Genomic DNA, 17,922 nt, shown 5'->3' on the forward strand with positions numbered 1-17,922 from the left:
GATTACATCGAAGTGTTCTACAATCGCAAACGGCGACATAGTCATTTGAATCAGATGAGTCCCCTAGCTTTCGAGCAACAACAATTTGGAAGTTAAGAGTTGTCTACGAAATTAGGGGAAGTCCAAGGAACAAAATCGTGGTAGCTGAGAGACATATTGGCCGAACGAGCCAAAGTTCTTGCTGAAACTTACATCATTTAAAATCCCAATGGCACTAAACAATTTTGTCTAACCGATCATTTGTACTAGCGCGAACTTAACCGGACAGTCCATGTCAGACCAAATTTAGCTCAGATTAGTTCTGCGAATGGGTTAGGTTCGTCCGATTGGCCAGTCTCCACGAGTATCAAAGCGCATCACTCGATGAAAATATCTCTGTAATTGCCCTGTCCGCAATTTAGCTAGATGCTACTCCATAGAACATTTCATGTGACTTCCCAGGGAAGGTTAGTACCCATTCAGCGTCAAGCTTATCGCCGACATAGCGATATTCCGTAGAGGAAAAAACGACTTGGATACCTCGAACCCGAGCCAGTTCTTTTACAGCATGGAAAAAGTGATTGAGGTCGTCATTTTGTATATCGTGTTGTTTTGGGGTGTCTAAGATGAATAACTGTAACGCACCTTGCATCCTGGAGGTTAGCTCAATAAAGGTCGCATGGTAGGTTAAAACCGCTCTTAGCTTGGTGCTCCTCTTTAACTGAGCGAAGGATTCTGTGCCAAATATTGGCAAAAAGTCTTGTTTGATGCTGATGTCGTAATTGACGTTGGTTGTTCCAAGCACTTCAAGCCAGCGAAGGAGAAGCTTCTTGAATTCGGAGCGAAACCGCGTCCGGCTTCATTTGGATCGCAACAATCTGGCCGCGCAATTATTAATGGTCTATTGCGAAAAACAAACTGGTTGGCAAAACAGTAGGGAGAAAGAAATTTCTGATTTTTCCGCAAGCTTAGCTTTCCAGCATGAGACGGTCGTCCAATTCATATTGGAATATAGACGGCAGAATCCCACGCAATGGAGCAAAACAAGCCTGGTTGGAGTAGAGGGGGAATTACTGCTTTTTGTTCACCAAAATAGAGAACTTTGTAAGTATCTTATTCAGGGCTGCGGGATCGACTACATTCGTTTCAATTGAAGCAAGCGATTTGAGGGCAACGACTTAATATTATAAAGCGTCAGAACCTCTGTTGACTTCGTGACTGGCAAATTGCAGGATCTCAGGGATCATAATCCCGATGGCTACTGGCCCTTATTCATTACCGTTTTTCGCGATAATTCGCAGAGCGACGATGACTCATCGAAATTTTGGGTTCGTCTTATTTAGGATCAGGATAATTTAGCCTTAGAATCTGAGCAAATCGAAAAATTTCGCGCATATGTTGCAGAGAAATTTACTAGGCTCGGGAAATTAGAAAATCGTACTTTGCGAAAAATCGTTGTAGGTAAAAATTTAAATGCTGAAGCAGCCTTAAAAAAAGCTTTCGATATGGTAAAAGATTTCGAGAGCTTAATTCAATCATCGGAGAATAGTGGCATTTTTATAACAATAAAATAAACGGACATTTAACCGGCAGCGCTCCTGGTATTGATGCCTCCCTCAAGCCAGGTAGAACCGACTCTACTGCCAGAAACGAAAGATGCCGGGCTTTCTTAACTCGTTGCTCGTCCTGTGATGCCCGAACGCTGGATAGTCAATCGCACTAGATTTCCTTATGTGTAATCTGAAGTTACTTGCTAATTGCTTAGATTCCTAGGTCAGCATGATTAACGTTTAAGCTAGTGATAAAAACGTTTAATCAAATTATTTTAGCGCTATTAAAAATAGCAGAAGACTTCTTCTGCTATTTATGCGGTTAACTCGCTAGTAAATTCCCCGCCTTCCCCAGCTGCCTGCTGACTCCAAATAATCTCAGCCACATATGACCCACCTGAGAATAAGGCAACCTTATGACTCAAATCCAACCCACTTGCGCCCCGTAATGGAAACCGCATGTCCAAGCCATTGCGGACGCCTCATATCTCCAAAGGAAACCAATGACCCAAGCAACATTATTGATCCTCATCATCGCAACCAGCGTCATCACCGGCACAACAGCATATTTACTCCATCGATACGATGGTCCTAACAACGATCAAGATCACTCTCACTCCTCGCCATCTGCACCCCCAGCCCAATCCTCCCTCCTGTTCCATCTCCTTCAGTGTCTGTAAATCAAACCCTGCATTCCTCCTCTTGAATACACCACCACATACATCAATCACCCTGTAAGGAATCCCCATGGGACAACACAACTCCCCCTTAGACAGCCTTGCCGCCTTTGCCCTCGTATTTGCCACCGGCGTCCTCACCACCATCAGCCTGATCAAATACATCGATAAGATAAAACGCGATGCTAAACGAGAGGCACGGGCAGAAGTGCAAGCAGAACTCACTACACAACCACAAATAAAGGATGTTCCGGTCTATGACGAAGCCCGCCATCACATCGCCCAAGGTACCAGCTTTTATGCCGTAAAAAATCATGATTGTCGACATGGATTGTTGAGAGGGTTTGGTATTGATCATCGCATTGGCAATAACAAGTGGGGTGCGGATTACAGCACCATTACCCTCGCACTCAATGGAGAAGGAGTGATCCATGATCACAGGCTGTCCTAAATGTCAGTCAGACCGGATCGACACCAAGAACTACGCTAAAAAGATAGGAGGAACGATTGGCACTGTTGCCGGTGTCGTATTTGGCGCAGCAGGGGTTGTCAGCGGTGCCGAGCTAGGTGCTGCTACTGGCGTGACCGCTGGCCTCACTGCTGGCATCATCGCGGGTCCAATCGGTTCCGTCATCGGTGGTATTGCCGGCGCCATCATCGGTGGCCTGGTCGGCGGCACTGCAGGCTGTACCGCCGGTGCCAAATTCGGTGAAATGGTCGATGAGACGATTTTAGATAATTACCATTGTCTGGAGTGTGACTATGACTTTAGTCCAACAGTCGATCACACCGCTCTCTACGATGCAAGCGATCCTCCAGCAGAGGACACAGACAAATCGTTCTTTCCAATGTTTAATCCGTTTGGTCGATCTTCTGCTTATTCATCTTCACCACCTTCACCACCACCTTCTCACTCTCACTCTCCACACTCAGCCTCTTCAACGAATCACCATCCAGTAAGCCAGCATCCATTTCAGCAACATCTACATTATGGGTTTGCGATCGATGATGAATTCGATGACTCTCAAGAGGGTGGTTATGGTCAAGGACCAGATCCGGGCTACTCCGGACATTCAGGACATGATCACCGTCTAGCCTGAATCCCCTCGGTATTACCTCCGCAGTAATGTCACCAACACCAACAACGCCTCAACAACACCGTACAAGCACCGTCAGCTGTAACACAACAGCGGCCTAGTCACGTCTTATTCTTACTAACGCAAAGGAAACACCCCATGTCTCACCTCATCGACACCATGGCCTACCAAGGTGCTATTCCCTGGCATGGCCTAGGCAATCAGCTCACCGCCAGACAACCCATCGACGTCTGGGCACAACAAGCCGGCTTAGATTTTACGATTGTAGAAACTCCGGTGCGTTACATGAGCGACTCTGCCGGACCACTCGGCGCCATCATGTCTTTCCCTGAACAAAAGGTGCTGTACCGCTCGGATACCCAAGCCCCCTTATCAGTCGTCTCCAATCGCTATCAGGTCGTCCAACCCAAAGAAATCCTGGAGTTCTACCGCGACCTCACCGATATCTCAGGGTTTGAACTTGAATCCGCTGGTGTATTGAAACATGGCAGAAAGATCTGGGCACTCGCTAAAACCGGACAAAGCACCACTCTCAAAGGTAATGACAGCATGAATGGCTATCTCTTACTCGCCACCGCCTGTGACGGTACCTTAGCCACGACTGCCCAATTCACTAGCATTCGGGTGGTCTGCAATAACACCTTATCGATTGCACTAGCGAACAGCAAAGGGGCCATCAAGGTACCTCATAGCACTATGTTCGATCCCAGTGCGGTCAAGAGACAACTAGGTATCTCTGTCTCCTCCTGGGACAGCTTCATGTATCACATGAAAGTCCTCTCCGCCCGACGGGTCAAAGACCATGAAGCCATGAACTACTTTCTCCGTGTGTTTAATGATCAACCTAATCAGATAAATCAGACCAATCAGATGAATCAGACGAAGCAGACCAATCCCACCACCGGCTTCAGCCATAAGCGCGCCATCAAGAAAGTACAAAGCCTGTATGACGGGCAAGGTAAAGGTGCTGAACTCGCCTCCAGTAAAACCACCGCCTTTGGCCTCTTGAACAGCGTCACGGAATATGTCGACCATGAACGTCGTGCCAGGAGCAAAGACCATCGTCTTGAATCCGCTTGGTTCGGTCAAGGTGCCAGTCTTAAAGCCAAAGCACTGGAACAGGCGTTGTTACTGGTGGCGTAAGACTAGTAGCGAAAGAAGTAAGCCCATGGTGCACACCACCTAAGTAAATGCAATCCATGCAGTAAATCAACCCGTGTCTTTTGGCGTTATGGGCACACTAAACTGATAACGTCACTCCCTTGCCTGGCTGAATGTGTGAACCCATCTTGAATTATTCTCGAATGGATCATGCACTCAGCCAGGCTTTTTTATGTCAGGACGATTAAATGACTCCCTTCGATAACATCAACAATGTAAGCAACACCAAACTCACAAAAGCAACTCGCCCAGCCCTGAAACTCGTCACCACAAAGAACCTGAGCCGGGATGCCTGGTTAGATGTCCGCAAAGGTGGTATCGGCAGCAGTGATGCAGGTGCTGCCGTCGGTTTAAATCCCTACCAATCCCAGCTTGAACTCTGGATGATTAAAACCGGACGAGATGGCAATCTCCCCAAGATCGATCCGAATGATGAAACTAGTCCCATGTACTGGGGCAGTCTATTAGAGCCCATCGTTGCTGCGCATTACACACGCCGCACCGGTAACCGGGTACGCAAGATCAATGCGGTACTCCAGCATCCCGATCCTGATAAGCGTTGGATGCTCGCCAATATTGACAGAGAAGTCATTGGTGTCAACGATGTCCAATTACTGGAATGCAAAACCGCAGGAGAGTTTGGTGCCAGCTTATGGCGCGATGGTGTACCTGATTACATCGTCTGCCAAGTCCAGCATCAACTGGCTGTTACGGGTAAAGCAGCCGCCGATGTCTGTGTCCTGATTTGTGGACAAGAGATTCGTATTTACCGGATTAATAGAGACGATGCGCTGATTGAACGCCTAATCCAGCTTGAGCGTCAATTCTGGCATTACGTCGAAACCGATATCCCACCACCGGCAGATGGTTCCGAGTCGGCAGATATCGCCTTACGTGCGCTGTATCCCTACGATCAAGGACACAGCATCAACTTCACCCACGATACCGAGATGTCCGCTACCTTCGCTGATCTGGTGAATCTACGTGCTGACATCGCACAACGTGAAGAACTCGAAGCCTTACTCAAACAACGTATCCAGCAGCGCATGGGGAACGCCAGCAGAGCCGTCTTTGAGACGGGCAGTGTGAGTTTTAAACGGAGTAAAGAAAGTCAGAAGATTGATCTGGAGAAGCTATTGGAGGATCAGCCGGATCTATTAGAACGCTATCCACGAAACAAGCCAGGGAGTCGTCGCTTTCTAATTACTGAGAACACCTCAAAAAACAACAACGGTACTAACCTCAACAACAAAGGACACCACCATGATTAAAGGACTCAGCATTACACCACCGGTACTAGGCCGTATCAGCATTGGTAAGGTAGTAGAAAAGAATGGCAAACGTCTCCCAGAAAAGGATGATCAGTTCACGATTACCTCACAGGTGCAAAATCGGGACGGGTGGGTAGTCCATCCGTTGGATACCGAACTACGCAACCACTCAGCGAATGGCAAACTACGATCCATTCCAGTCAAATTGTTATTCAATGATCCTGATCTGAACTTACGAGCGAACTACTGTTTGTTTGATCGTCAAACAGGACGTCCTCTGTGTGTGGGAAATGGGGAGTCTTGCCGTCGCTATACCGAGACTGGTATGCAAAGTTTGCCTTGTCCCTCACCAGATGAATGTGAGCTAGCACAAGGCGGTTTATGCAAACCCTATGGCAGATTGAATGTCAGCATCGGCGACGAAGATACCTTGGGGAGCTTTATCTTCAGAACCACAGGCTATAACAGTATCCGCACCTTAGCGGCGAGACTGCATTACTACCAGGCGGTCTCCGGTAACTTGCTAGCTTGTCTGCCACTGGAATTAAAACTCCGAGGTAAAAGCACGACGATGAGCCATCGGTCTGCGATTTTCTATGTGGATTTAACCGTGAGAGACAGTAAGACCATCGAACAGACGATTACCGACGCTAAACAACTTGATCAACAACGTAAAGAGAGTGGTTATGACCAAACGGCATTGGACTTGGCTGCACGAGCGGGATTTGGTAATGGGGCATTTGAAGAGAATGCGGAGGAAATTCTGGAAATGGTTTTAGAGTTCTTTCCGGTTGGGGACGAAGAGGGCAGTGTCGATATTTCAGATGCACCGACCACTGTTGCTGCAATTGACGTTGCTACCCAATCAACGCAGCCATTGAAGAAAAAGCCTAGTCTGCTTCAGAAATTGGATCGAAAAGTGAGCGGATTAAGCGCAACCAACCTATCGATATAAACGACGCACTTTAGATACCGATCATATTGAACAGGAGTCCATTTGCTGCTCATTCCTGCCGCAACTGAAGAATTAAATCCTCAATCAAGTATCGCTGCTGCGGTGGAAGCAGAGAGATTTTTTGAGCCAAGGCAATAGTCTCAGCACTTGGCTTGAAATTATCTACAGATGCAACATCGGTACTTTTCTTGGCACCAGGCGATGCTCCGTAGTGCAACCAATGTTCATCTACATTGAGCCACGCGGCGATCGTCGCCAACTTATCATTCGCAGGAATTGCACGACCACCTAACCATTTGTGCGCCGTCTGTGGAGAAATGGCTTCTCCCTGGTAGCGTAAATTAAATCGTAAGGCAAGTTCAGTCGCTCCTTTTACGGGCTCTGGACTGCGTCGCAACGCAATTTCTAATCGCTTTGAAAACGAGGCTTTTTCTTCAGGTGTAGGCATCTTTCTATTTTGCGATAGCACACACCCCAACACTTCAACCAGTCAGGCTGTATTTATCCTAATTGGTTTAAAATACTTCTATTTAAGATAAAATTATCTTGATTTAAATAAAGACGAGTTCTGCTTTGTGTTTCATCCAATGTTGAGTGACACGCCTTAACTCATTTACTCAATAACCACCAGGAATCCCATCATGAAAAATCTTATCCTCATCTCAGTAATTAGCACCCTTAGTACTCTAGGCACAGCCAATGCCAACGCCGCCGGACATGTCGGGCAATGCGTCTTCCCTAAAACTAAATCGATTAAAAAAAACCAGCTCGATTTCAAGAACCCTGTGTATGTCTTAAGCGCACCGAATGCGACTGACGGACAACTGCTTAAAACACTCACAGCGTTTTCGATTAAAGCGGAGTCGAATGGCCTGATTCAATTAGTCACAGTCCCCGACTATAGCCAGGACGCGCCAGAAAAAAGTGCAGGCAAAGTCATCGGTTGGGCCAAGTTGGCTGATTTCGATTTTCAGGATCAGCGTAACTGTAATTGAGGCTCGTATTCTTCTAAAAGCGCGTCACTCTCCTCAATTTCTCTCACTTTCTCGCACGGAAGGCAGTCGCTTATGGCGGTAAAAGATTTTTACAGTATCTTGGGTATTCGAGTAACCGCATTCAAAGAAGAGATTGATCTGGCCTATCGGGGACGCCGGACGCAATACCATCCAGACAAATATGCGGGGTCCGATCAAGAAACACTGCGGTGGGCCACCGTTTGTATGCAAGACGTCAATGAGGCCTATGCCACCTTATCGGATGTAACGCGTCGTCAGCGCTACGACCAGCAGCGTAGTGCATCGCAAGAGCAGACTTCGGGTTCGCACAGTCATACCCAGTCGGATGACACGCAATCTCGGTCTCAATCCCGTTCTCAATCTCAATCGCAGGCCTCTGGTAGTACTCACCGTGACGATACTGCTCGTGAGCATGCCGGGGATGCCAATACCCCGAATGACTTAGACGGGATAGGCAGTGACTACGGCTTTCAAGACTACGTCACGACCTGCGGCATCATGGATATCGACACCAGCCATCTCTTCTTTGCACCCAATATTCCGATGAAGAAATTACAGTCGGCCTGGCGCGCTTACGGCCAAGGACTGGTGCTCAACGAGATTGTTGTTCTGGTCGATGACACTTTCTTTGGTAGTGCAAATGAAGGTGCTTTACTCACCAATGATGAAATGCGGATCAAAGAGAAGCTAGAACCGGCCAAACGCATTTCCTACGACCAGATTGAACAGGTTTCCTCCTCGGAGCTGGTCATTGTCGTCAATGGGATGCCATGGGCAGAATGCCTCTTGCCAGAGGAAAACCAACTTAGCTATCTGATGTCAGTACTCAATGAATATCTTCGTTGCCGTAACCAGCAAGCCCCCAGTCTCGGCTGTCAACCGCATCCAAGACTGCCATCTTCAGTAGTCCATCAGCTTTGTCAGGCTTATCTTGAGCTGGATTCCGGCAAGAATGCGAATTTCTTCTTTGGATCTACCATCCCGCTAATCGTGCTCCGAACCGTGCATTTCTCATTTTCTTTGCAAGCCCATGAAAGATTACTGGCGGTCATGAATTTGGATGTCAACACCCGTAACGGGAATAATGCTTTTGTATTGACCAGCTTAGGCATGTACTCCAAATGCCGGGGTGTATCGATCTTCATCTCCTGGACACAGCTGGCTCCTCTCACCGTAGTGGGGGATTACATCGAAAGTATCTATCACGGGGTGGTTCTCAGTAACCGGCAACGCTTTCTTTGTTCTCGCATTCGTCCTGCGACACCGTCTGCGACAGTGACACCGGTTGCCGCATTCATCATGTCACTGATACGGGTAATGCAAGCTTAGAGCGATTGCGATCAACCCACACGATGACTTGGTACTGGATCTCTTCCTCCTTCTTCCACTCTATTTTTAAGCTGATGTAACAACTTCATTCTTACCCTTAATTCTTAACCTCCATTTTTAATCTTACTTTCTAACCTTAATTCCCTACCTTACTTTTTTGAAAGCTCACTATGAAACAATTTGCATCATTCTATTTTGTTGTCGTCCTGGTCTGGACAACGGTTGCCACCCTATTTGGTGTGAACAGCATCCCTGGTCGGGGTGCTATGTATAACGCCGGACGTAATCTACCAAGCGCGTTGATCTGGCCTGTTGGGGTAATTAAAAGTCCTTATACCTTGTATAAATGGGTCACAACGCCTAGCCGTTCTGAGGCATTTAAAGCGGAATATAGCGCCTGTATGTTGACGATGAACAACGAGAGCGTATGTGGTTGTGCGGTCGACAAACTGGAGCAGAATTTTACGGATGATGAGATGAAACAAGCGAGTTTGCTGAATGTACAGGGAAATCCGCCGGAGAAATTGCTATTGGTGATTCAGCGGACGGCGATGGAGTGCCGGCAGTAGGAAGGAATCTGCCGCCATTCTCAATTACCTGTTCCTTTCAATTTATTCATACCATCCCATGAAACGACTTTATGTATCTCGCGTTATTAATAACGCTACTTATGCAGTCTTCACTTCACTGACTTTGTTACTCACAGCTTGTGGCGGTGGTACTGGTGGGAGTAGTTCTACTACCAGTTCTTCCGCAACAACTCCAGCTTCACCAAGCACACCAGTAGTGAGTATCGTGTCGCAGTTTCGCTCTACATCAGCGACTAACGGCCCTCAGACGGTTGTGACTCTGGATGCCTCAGTCAGCACTACCAGTGTCGGTAAGATCGTGTCGTATGCAGTGATTTGGGGTGATGGATTGACCAGTACGTCTGCTACACCAACCATCACACATGCCTATGCGAAAGACGGTGCTTATCCGATTGTCTTAACGGTGACGACAGATGGCGGTGTTTCTGCAAATACCAGCGTCACGGTAAATGTAGCGAATCCCGTATTTCGTCAATACGATGGCAGCATGGTGATCAATATTCCGACGACCAATCAGATTGTATCGTTCACGTCTGAAGTCATCGTACCGGCTAAGCCTGACGCAGTCGGTGTACTGGCAGTTTGGCCAGGCCTTCAATCACAAGGAGTCACCACCATCAATGGGAGTGTCGGAAACGGTGTATTACAGCCGGTACTCGCATGGGGTGGAGTAGGTTGTGCACCAACGACACCAGAGCAAGTGAATTACGGCACGTGGTGGATTGAAGGCTATTACTTTAGTAATGCGGATGGCTGCCATGGCGGTAATGTCATGTCAGTGGCTGTAGGTGACAAGCTGAAATTAACCATGGCAGTAACGAATGGTGTTTGGACACAGACTATTCTGAACGCCACGACCGGTGCTATGGTGAATTTTGCTATGGACATGAAAGGTCAACCGCAAAACGTAGCGGAGTTCTATGTCGAAGAACATGGCAAGAGTACTGGTCTCAAAGCCCCAGTCAATTTCAGCAATATCACGATTACACTCGCTAATCCACAAACTGGAAACTGGTGTACGCCGTTTGAATTGGGTAAAACCGATACGATGGCAATACCTGTTATTTCAGCCGATTCTAAAAGCTGTTTGATTAGTAGCGTGACTTTGATGACGGGGGCGAGTACGTTTAATCCTGCGCCTTAGGTTACGGGGTTATTTGTGTTGGTATTCATATTGAAGGCAAACAGTGAGTATGCTTGAGGTAGCAAATAGGGCAGGGAGTATCGAGGGAGTTGTGGCTCCCTCGACATTTTTGTTTTTATTCGTACGCTTTTATTTTTTTGTTTCTTTGAATTTTTGTAATTACTCAGACTTGGGCTGACACAGCCTAATAGATGGGTTAGAGTTTCACCATTGGATCGCTATCGCTCAGATTCAATCCGTGCCACGTTTCAGAATCCTTTGTGAAGATTGATCAACAATTTGATGAACCAATTAACCTCCTTTGACCAGGCTGAGAAAATAGTCGATAGATTCCGCGACCTCTTACACAGATATAACATCAATCCGCCGGTCCATTCAGTAATCGAGAATGAGCTTTTAGCTCCATATGAAGTGCTTTTACGGAGTAAAAGCCCTTCATCGATTGCGGAGCGTTCCAACCTGCTAGCAGAAGCTGCTGGAATGTTTGATCTTGCAGCTAAATTACTTTCAATTGAGACTCATCCAGAGTTTGCTACTTTCGTTCCGCATCTTACTCTTTTTGGCTCAGCACACCCGCTGGCGTCGACAATACAAACGACACCGGGCCAACCTACTGACGACGTCCACCGCAAGTTAGCAGAGCTTTACTTAGGTAGTCTTGCCGTTAACGTGGGTCATAATGTAGAGCTTGATCATCCGAGTAATTCTCGCGGCGACAACCCAGACGTTCTCTTCGATTTCATTCGAGAGGCGGGTGAAAAAAAACGCTGGGCACTCGCGATCAAGACAATTAGCACCAGAAATGGACAGACGATCTTTGAACGGATCGGCGAGGCCGGGAGGCAGATCAATACACTGTCTTGCCCCGCTGACCGTGGACTCGTAGTTGTCAATGCGCAAGGATCCATAGATCACCAGGCTCTTTGGGGGAAAACTTTTACAAATGTGACGGAAGCAAAGACGGAACTCAGTAATCAAATAGGCGAGCTTTGGGACTCTGCCAACGCCAATCGCTGTCCCTCGGATTGGACAGATATTCTCAAAGATCGGGTATCCCCTGTTGTTCTATTTATGGGGCATGCATATGTGCGCGTCTCGACACCATTTAGTCAAAATACACCTACTTTATTAAAGGTTCTTATGTCTTGGAATCCAACTAAAACCAATGATGATGAGGCCGCCTCTATTTGTGTCGGGTTAAACCATTTCATGCACCTAATTCAGGAAGGTATCCCAGGAACCGCTAACTCGTTCCCTAAATGAAAATTTTTGGGGAAAATTGCCTCTGACCTGACAAGCCGTACCAGGTTAATTTTGAGCTAGTGAAAATTATTGTAACCCGTCATAAGGGCTCGGCTATTCTGCTCTATTTATTGGTTCCATTCGCTTCATTAGAGAGAGGTATTTCATACCTCTCTTATTATTACAGCAAAAGGCCTACGGCGGACCAGTGGTCAATGCAATCAGAAGATTGTTGAGGGTTTCATTGCTCCATTTTTATGACGTATCCAAGAATCGCGATTGCCCGGTCTTGTTTTTGTAATAATGAACCAATCCATAAATTTAGAAGATGGAAGGCCAATATGATGGGTGGAAAAATTTGTAGCCATCCATTTCCAAAACTCATTTTTGCGAAAGTAATATACAGAATTGCAGTTCCAGCAATAGCGGGAAATAGTCCAATTTTTTCAATGTTGCCAGACAATATCGCGCCTCTTTTTTCAAGTGCATTTCGTTCAAGGCTAAATTGAACAAGCACATACTCTAAAGCGTTAATGTTGCATAACGATAATCGATAAGCATATGTCAGATCAAAGTCGAGTGCATTTTTGACTAGCAGCATAAAGTGACCGTAAGGTTTTTTTCTTACTCGCAATAAAAATGGGATTGGTGCAACAATACCTAACAATATTAAAGAAAAACCACATAGCATACTGAAAACGCCAAATAGTGTCATGGTTACCAAGCCAGCATAGCTTTGCCAGTAGTAATAAATAACAGCTAGTACTATCTGAATGAAAAAGAGGATTATTCCGTGCTGCTGCAATGCGGTAACCAACCTCAAAATACGGTATTCAAACTTGGAGTTTGATGGCATTTCTCTTTTCGCGGAAAGCATTTCATCTATAACGCTAGTGACTTGCTCTATATTAGCTTCAGTTACAAGTTGCACGTTATTTGCTTGAGTATCCATAAAATTCTTTTTACATTAACTAACCATTACAAAAAAATGTTTTTATCACGCCAGATAGTCACGTTGAAGTTCAAGACTCTGGCTCCCTTCTGGAGCCTTGCTCTTGATTACGATTTGACATCGAACGAAAAAAACTATTGCGTCATTAGCCGCAATCGAAACTACGCTGAAGTCATTACAATCTCGGTAGACAAAATGTTTAATTGTTTATGCATACACTAAGCCGCTCTATTAAACTTTCCTGTGATCACATTACCGCTTGCAATGGTATATAAATAATCTGCATATTCCTGCATCATGACCTTGCGTTCATCTAGGAATAAAGCACGATCGTATGCTTCTCCGTAAGCATCACCGGAGGCATGGGATAACTGGCGGTCCACAACTTCGTGACGATAGCCAAGACGTTCTTTGATTATCCCCATTGCCAATGATCTGAATCCGTGGCCCGTCATCTTGCCGCTGTACCCCATTCGTTTTAGCGCAGCTAATATACCGAAACTGGTTGCCGGTTTCTCGTGATCACGTTGATTTGGAAATAGATATGTATTATTGCCAGTGATGCTGTGCAACTCGCGTAATAGTTCCCATCCTTGCCGTGGCAAGAAAACGTGATGATTAACTTTGCGAGGATTGATCTTCCTTTTTCCCATCTTCATTCTATGCCAATCAATCACCCATGATTCATTTTCTAAGTCGATTTCTGTCCATGGCGTTTCGGTCAGTTCACTAGTACGTACAAATGTCAGCATCATCAATCTGAACATTACTTTAGTCGGCACAAACATGCGCCCCTCAATTTTCTCAAAAGCTCGGATGAATTCTGGTAGCTCATCTGGTGTGATGGCTGCATGGTGTCCTTTTGATGTAGCTTTGAGGGCGCCTCGCAGACTGGGTACTGGGTCGATATCGGCCTTGCCGGATGCAATCGCAAAGCGAAAAATTTGACTACATACTTGGCCTTGTCGTTTTGCCATATCCAATGCGCCACGTTTTTCAATTTGACGTAAAACATCCAGCATGATCGGAGCTTTGATATCTGAGATCGGATATTTTCCAATCAAAGGAAAAACGTCTTTTTCTAGTCGGTGCAGAACATTACTTGCAGTGCGGGGTTGCCAAGCTTCCGATCTATTCGCATGCCATTCGTATGCAACGGCTTGAAACGTATTCGCTGCTGCAATCGCCTTGACTGCTTTCTCGACTCGTCTGCTTTGTGCTGGATCTACGCCTTTAGCTTTTAGCTCTTTTGCATCCATACGTTTTTTACGTGCATCCAAGAGCGATACTTCTGGATAGGCGCCGAACGTTAGGCGAGTATTCTTGCCATCAGGTTGACGATAGCTCATACGCCAAATTCTCGACCCTGTTGGTGCAACCTCAAGATACATACCGCCACCATCTGCTAGCGTGTATATTTTGTTCTTTGGCTTAGCGTTCTTTACCTGAGTATCAGTGAGCGGTTTGGCGAGTTTTGGCATTTTGCATCCAAGCATTTTGGAGTTAAACGATTATGTGCTCAAGTATGGATGCAAAAATGCTGGATGTAAATGGACGCCAAAATACCGCAACAAACAAAAAACCCGCGCTAGCACTGAGCTATTCGCGGGTTTTAGGACGTCAAAGAATCTCTTTGGACGTATATCTGGTGGTGATAGGTGGACTTGAACCACCGACCCCAGCATTATGAGTGCTGTGCTCTAACCAACTGAGCTATATCACCAAGAAGCCCGAAATTATGCCATTTTGACTTATTGGTGTCAATATCAAATGGCGATTTTCATTATCAATGTTTGATGCTTGCCTTTTTTGTTAGGAATTTCGATAAGAAATGGCGTGCTGGAGCAGGGTTTCTGTTGGGTTTTGACCGAGGCAATCAATGACGGTGCGCTCGGGGATGGAGCGTAGCCAGGTGAGCTGGCGCTTGGCTAGCTGGCGGGTGGCGATGATGCCGCGTTCGCGCATGTCGTTCAGGTCGCAGGTGCCGTCGAGATATTCCCATGCCTGACGATAGCCTACACAGCGCATCGATGGCAGGTCGGGATGCAGGTCGCCGCGTGCGCGCAGTTGGCGTACTTCGTCCAGAAAACCTTGTTCCAGCATGATGTCAAAGCGTCTGGCAATACGCTGGTGCAGGACGGCGCGGTCTGATGGTTCCAGTGACAGCGAGAGCATCTCGAACGGCATTTCGGCTTTTGGTTGTTGTGCCAGCAGTTCGGACATCGGCTGGCCTGTCAGTGCAATGATCTCCAGTGCGCGCTGGATACGTTGCGAGTCGTTTGGCTTTAATCGTGCGGCGGTTACCGGGTCCAGCTTGGCCAGCCGCGCATGCAGTGCGGGCGTGCCGTCGCGCGCGGCTTCGGCGTCGAGTTCGGCGCGCAGTGCCTGATCGGCTGCGGGCAGGTCGTCGAGGCCGTTGATCAGGGCTTTGAAATACATCATCGTGCCGCCGACCAGTAAGGGGAGCTTGCCTCGTGCAGCGATCTCGTCCACGAGTCGTTTGGTGTCGATGAGAAACTGGGCAACGGAATAGGCATCGGCCGGATCGATAACGTCGATCAGGTGATGCGGTGCCGATGCGAGTTCTGCTGCGCTGGGTTTGGCGGTGCCGATGTCCATCTCGCGATATACCAGTGCGGAATCGACGGAGATGATCTCGGCTGGAATATGGCGGGCGATTTCGAGCGCGGCAGCCGTTTTGCCCGAGGCGGTCGGGCCCATGATGGCGATGACCTTGTGACGTGTGCTCATACTGCCTGTTTGGTTAAAGTTGATAACATCGGTGTTGATATAAATAGATCAGGACTTACTTGTAGGGCTTAGGCAAAAGGGCAAGTTGCTTATCTTCACAAATGAATCCGCAGTCTGAATGCGGCTTGCAGAGGCATTTCGTGCCAGGAGGCGCATTCTGCTTAGGGATTCGTTTTTGAAATTCCCTTGATGTCGATATCCTATGCAACCGTTTTACTCCTGTTTTTCCTGTGTCTCCGCGTCTCCGTGGTGTGCGGCTTTACGGTTTGCGTTTGTCCTATAGGTGCGTCTTATTGACCGCGCAAAAACATTTTATCGAGATCGTTCAATCCCAGTTGTACCCAGGTTGGACGGCCGTGATTGCACTGGTCGGCGCGCTCGGTCTGTTCCATCTGGCGGAGCAGGGCGTTCATTTCGATGACAGTCAGGCTGCGATTGGCGCGCACGGCGGTGTGGCAGGCCAGCGTGCCTAATAACTCATTGCGGCGGTCAATCAGCACTCGCGAACCGCCGAATTCTCTGACCTCACGCAGCACATCACGAGCCAGTGACTGGGCATCAGCATTTTTGAGTAAGGCTGGTACTGAACGCACTGCCAGCGTGGTCGGGGAGATTGCGGCAATATCGAAACCCAACGCCTGCAAGGTGGCCTGATGCTCTTCAGCCGTGCCGACTTCTACGCCATCGGCATAAAACGTCACCGGGATCAGCATAGGCTGAACCGGCATGCTATTGGCGTCGAGCGCATTTTTTAATTGCTCATACAAGATGCGTTCATGCGCTGCATGCATGTCAACCAGCACCAGGCCTTTGCTGTTTTGTGCTAAGACATATACGCCATGCAACTGCGCCAATGCAAAGCCGAGCGGATGCTCGTCTGCCGGTAATTCAGCTCCACCTATCGGCGTTGAATTGCCGGTTCGATTCTCATTACTCTGGTCACGGGCGAACAAAGCACCATAATTTTGCAAGCTCTGGGCAACTCCGGTCTGCGAGGTGTGTTGTGGCGCGTAGTCATAGCCACTCCCACCCAGTGGTTGTGGTGAAAATTGCGCACCGAATGTAGCTTGCTCGCCGCTTAGCCAGGGTATTCTGCCGTTTGATGTTGTGTTCGCTGCGTTGGTTGCATTGGTTGTATTGATTGCGCCATTGAGTTGCGGCGCCATCGCAGTCGCAGGTCCCGGGACGGTACCAAATGCCGTGGCCGACGTTTGTGCCAGAGCGCGGTTCACGGCATGAAATACAAACTGATGTACCGCACGGCTATCACGAAAACGGACTTCAATTTTTGACGGGTGGACATTGACATCGACCAGCGCGGGATCAAGGTCGAGCGCCAGTACATAGGAGGGATAACGGTCACCATGCAACACATCCTGATAGGCGGCGCGGACCGCATGGGTCAGCAGTTTATCCCGGACAAAGCGGCCATTGACATAGAAAAATTGGGCGTCGGCGCGACCTTTCGATGCGGTTGGCAAGCCGACGAATCCGTGCAGGCGCAATGGCCCTGCGCTCTCGTCCAGTGGCAGACGGGCATTGGCAAAGGCCTCACCCAGAATATGGGCGCTGCGCTTATCAATCGCGCTGACATTCCAGTGATCGACCGCTCTGCCGTTGTGCGATAACGAAAATGTTACATCGGGACGCGCCAACGCAATGCGGCGCACGACCTCGGCGCAATGACCGAACTCGGTTTGTTCGGATTTTAAAAATTTGCGGCGCGCCGGTGTGTTGTAGTACAGGTCCTGGACATCCACCGTTGTCCCTTGCGCGCCGGAGGCGGGAGAGATTTTGCCATTCTCAATCTGCCACGCATGTGGCGCTTCTGCTGTGCGGGTAGTCAGCGTCAATAAGGCAACAGAGGCAATCGATGCCAGCGCTTCCCCGCGAAAACCCAGTGTGGCGACATTCTCCAACTCTGTGAGCGACGCGATCTTGGATGTCGCATGACGTGCGACGGCCAGAGGTAATTGATCTGCCGGGATACCACGCCCGTTGTCGCTGATGGCAATGCGTTTGACGCCACCTTCTTCAAGCCGGATCTGGATACTGCTAGATCCTGCATCCAGCGCATTTTCCAGTAACTCCTTCACTACGGCAGATGGCCGCTCGACCACCTCGCCTGCGGCGATTTGGGAGATCAGTTGATCAGGCAGGGCTTGGATAGGGCGGTAGGGAGTGGATGTCTCGTTCATCCCAAGATTA

General features: G+C 48.0%; 18 protein-coding genes and 1 tRNA gene. 12 read left to right on the forward strand and 7 right to left on the reverse strand.

All coding sequences use genetic code 11. The features are described 5' to 3' along the window. On the forward strand, nt 1-96 hold a 96-nt coding region (locus tag ACO0LE_RS16750; protein ID WP_422958693.1), incomplete at its 5' end, for an IS3 family transposase. A gap of 301 nt (nt 97-397) precedes the next feature. Here ACO0LE_RS16750 and ACO0LE_RS16755 read toward each other — a convergent pair. Further along, nucleotides 398-784, reverse strand: coding sequence for a hypothetical protein (locus tag ACO0LE_RS16755; protein WP_422961483.1), 387 nt, complete (start codon nt 782-784; stop codon nt 398-400). Between the two features lie 25 nt (nt 785-809). Between ACO0LE_RS16755 and ACO0LE_RS16760 the strand changes: the two genes are divergently transcribed. The 6 genes from ACO0LE_RS16760 (at nt 810) to ACO0LE_RS16785 (ending at nt 6,690) form a co-directional block, all read left to right on the forward strand. Beyond that, complete coding sequence (locus tag ACO0LE_RS16760) at nt 810-1,133, forward strand: hypothetical protein (protein WP_422961484.1); 324 nt, start codon at nt 810-812, stop codon at nt 1,131-1,133. A 1,143-nt stretch (nt 1,134-2,276) separates the two neighbouring features. Next, on the forward strand, nt 2,277-2,657 hold the full coding sequence (locus ACO0LE_RS16765) for a hypothetical protein (RefSeq protein WP_422961485.1): 381 nt from the start codon (nt 2,277-2,279) through the stop codon (nt 2,655-2,657). Beyond that, nucleotides 2,638-3,306 (forward strand): hypothetical protein, encoded by a 669-nt coding sequence (locus ACO0LE_RS16770; protein ID WP_422961486.1) that lies wholly within the window; start codon nt 2,638-2,640, stop codon nt 3,304-3,306. The genes ACO0LE_RS16765 and ACO0LE_RS16770 overlap by 20 nt, the downstream gene beginning before the upstream one ends. A 135-nt stretch (nt 3,307-3,441) precedes the next feature. After that, on the forward strand, nt 3,442-4,446 hold the full coding sequence (locus tag ACO0LE_RS16775; protein WP_422961487.1) for a DUF932 domain-containing protein: 1,005 nt from the start codon (nt 3,442-3,444) through the stop codon (nt 4,444-4,446). 206 nt (nt 4,447-4,652) lie between these two features. Next, entirely contained in the window at nt 4,653-5,735 is a 1,083-nt protein-coding gene (locus ACO0LE_RS16780; protein ID WP_422961488.1) for a YqaJ viral recombinase family protein, read from the forward strand. Continuing rightward, complete coding sequence (locus ACO0LE_RS16785) at nt 5,728-6,690, forward strand: hydrolase or metal-binding protein (protein ID WP_422961489.1); 963 nt, start codon at nt 5,728-5,730, stop codon at nt 6,688-6,690. The genes ACO0LE_RS16780 and ACO0LE_RS16785 overlap by 8 nt, the downstream gene beginning before the upstream one ends. Before the next feature lie 49 nt (nt 6,691-6,739). Here the strand turns inward: ACO0LE_RS16785 and ACO0LE_RS16790 are convergent, their stop codons facing one another. Next, nucleotides 6,740-7,138, reverse strand: coding sequence for a transcriptional regulator (locus ACO0LE_RS16790; RefSeq protein WP_422961490.1), 399 nt, complete (start codon nt 7,136-7,138; stop codon nt 6,740-6,742). A 193-nt stretch (nt 7,139-7,331) separates the two neighbouring features. Here ACO0LE_RS16790 and ACO0LE_RS16795 point away from each other — a divergent pair, with 193 nt between their 5' ends. From ACO0LE_RS16795 to ACO0LE_RS16815, 5 genes are all read left to right on the forward strand, one after another. Continuing rightward, complete coding sequence (locus ACO0LE_RS16795; protein WP_422961491.1) at nt 7,332-7,685, forward strand: hypothetical protein; 354 nt, start codon at nt 7,332-7,334, stop codon at nt 7,683-7,685. 72 nt (nt 7,686-7,757) lie between these two features. Next, a complete protein-coding gene (locus tag ACO0LE_RS16800; protein WP_422961492.1) occupies nt 7,758-9,035 on the forward strand; it encodes a J domain-containing protein in 1,278 nt (425 codons plus the stop codon). Nucleotides 9,036-9,205: 170 nt separating this feature from the next. Next, nucleotides 9,206-9,604, forward strand: coding sequence for a hypothetical protein (locus ACO0LE_RS16805; protein ID WP_422961493.1), 399 nt, complete (start codon nt 9,206-9,208; stop codon nt 9,602-9,604). Nucleotides 9,605-9,662: 58 nt separating this feature from the next. After that, the gene (locus tag ACO0LE_RS16810; RefSeq protein WP_422961494.1) at nt 9,663-10,769 is read left to right on the forward strand and encodes a PKD domain-containing protein; all 1,107 of its coding nucleotides are present in this window, start codon (nt 9,663-9,665) and stop codon (nt 10,767-10,769) included. A 282-nt stretch (nt 10,770-11,051) separates the two neighbouring features. Beyond that, a complete protein-coding gene (locus ACO0LE_RS16815; RefSeq protein WP_422961496.1) occupies nt 11,052-12,032 on the forward strand; it encodes a hypothetical protein in 981 nt (326 codons plus the stop codon). Between the two features lie 220 nt (nt 12,033-12,252). On the opposite strand, the gene ACO0LE_RS16820 is transcribed toward ACO0LE_RS16815, so the two are convergent. From ACO0LE_RS16820 to mutL, 5 genes are all read right to left on the reverse strand, one after another. Then, complete coding sequence (locus ACO0LE_RS16820) at nt 12,253-12,963, reverse strand: hypothetical protein (protein WP_422961497.1); 711 nt, start codon at nt 12,961-12,963, stop codon at nt 12,253-12,255. A gap of 218 nt (nt 12,964-13,181) precedes the next feature. Further along, nucleotides 13,182-14,444: a tyrosine-type recombinase/integrase gene (locus ACO0LE_RS16825; protein WP_422961498.1), complete on the reverse strand. Its 1,263-nt coding sequence runs from the start codon at nt 14,442-14,444 to the stop codon at nt 13,182-13,184. Between the two features lie 165 nt (nt 14,445-14,609). Next, nucleotides 14,610-14,686, reverse strand: a tRNA-Met gene (locus tag ACO0LE_RS16830). Nucleotides 14,687-14,775: 89 nt separating this feature from the next. Continuing rightward, the gene (gene miaA, locus ACO0LE_RS16835; protein ID WP_422961499.1) at nt 14,776-15,714 is read right to left on the reverse strand and encodes a tRNA (adenosine(37)-N6)-dimethylallyltransferase MiaA; all 939 of its coding nucleotides are present in this window, start codon (nt 15,712-15,714) and stop codon (nt 14,776-14,778) included. Nucleotides 15,715-16,004: 290 nt separating this feature from the next. Further along, nucleotides 16,005-17,912, reverse strand: coding sequence for a DNA mismatch repair endonuclease MutL (mutL, locus tag ACO0LE_RS16840; protein ID WP_422961500.1), 1,908 nt, complete (start codon nt 17,910-17,912; stop codon nt 16,005-16,007). Between the last annotated feature and the right edge of the window lie 10 nt (nt 17,913-17,922).

Origin of the sequence: Undibacterium sp. Xuan67W, from assembly GCF_049340165.1 — a bacterium.
Classification (GTDB): Bacteria; Pseudomonadota; Gammaproteobacteria; order Burkholderiales; family Burkholderiaceae_D; genus Undibacterium.

Bases quoted from the DNA above. Each gene is read 5' to 3' on its own strand.
- ACO0LE_RS16765 (WP_422961485.1), top strand. From the start codon at position 2,277: ATGGGACAACACAACTCCCCCTTAGACAGCCTTGCCGCCTTTGCCCTC.
- ACO0LE_RS16770 (WP_422961486.1), top strand. From the start codon at position 2,638: ATGATCACAGGCTGTCCTAAATGTCAGTCAGACCGGATCGACACCAAG.
- ACO0LE_RS16775 (WP_422961487.1), top strand. From the start codon at position 3,442: ATGTCTCACCTCATCGACACCATGGCCTACCAAGGTGCTATTCCCTGG.
- ACO0LE_RS16780 (WP_422961488.1), top strand. From the start codon at position 4,653: ATGACTCCCTTCGATAACATCAACAATGTAAGCAACACCAAACTCACA.
- ACO0LE_RS16785 (WP_422961489.1), top strand. From the start codon at position 5,728: ATGATTAAAGGACTCAGCATTACACCACCGGTACTAGGCCGTATCAGC.
- ACO0LE_RS16790 (WP_422961490.1), bottom strand. From the start codon at position 7,138: ATGCCTACACCTGAAGAAAAAGCCTCGTTTTCAAAGCGATTAGAAATT.
- ACO0LE_RS16795 (WP_422961491.1), top strand. From the start codon at position 7,332: ATGAAAAATCTTATCCTCATCTCAGTAATTAGCACCCTTAGTACTCTA.
- ACO0LE_RS16800 (WP_422961492.1), top strand. From the start codon at position 7,758: ATGGCGGTAAAAGATTTTTACAGTATCTTGGGTATTCGAGTAACCGCA.
- ACO0LE_RS16805 (WP_422961493.1), top strand. From the start codon at position 9,206: ATGAAACAATTTGCATCATTCTATTTTGTTGTCGTCCTGGTCTGGACA.
- ACO0LE_RS16810 (WP_422961494.1), top strand. From the start codon at position 9,663: ATGAAACGACTTTATGTATCTCGCGTTATTAATAACGCTACTTATGCA.
- ACO0LE_RS16815 (WP_422961496.1), top strand. From the start codon at position 11,052: ATGAACCAATTAACCTCCTTTGACCAGGCTGAGAAAATAGTCGATAGA.
- ACO0LE_RS16820 (WP_422961497.1), bottom strand. From the start codon at position 12,963: ATGGATACTCAAGCAAATAACGTGCAACTTGTAACTGAAGCTAATATA.
- ACO0LE_RS16825 (WP_422961498.1), bottom strand. From the start codon at position 14,444: ATGCCAAAACTCGCCAAACCGCTCACTGATACTCAGGTAAAGAACGCT.
- miaA (WP_422961499.1), bottom strand. From the start codon at position 15,714: ATGAGCACACGTCACAAGGTCATCGCCATCATGGGCCCGACCGCCTCG.
- mutL (WP_422961500.1), bottom strand. From the start codon at position 17,912: ATGAACGAGACATCCACTCCCTACCGCCCTATCCAAGCCCTGCCTGAT.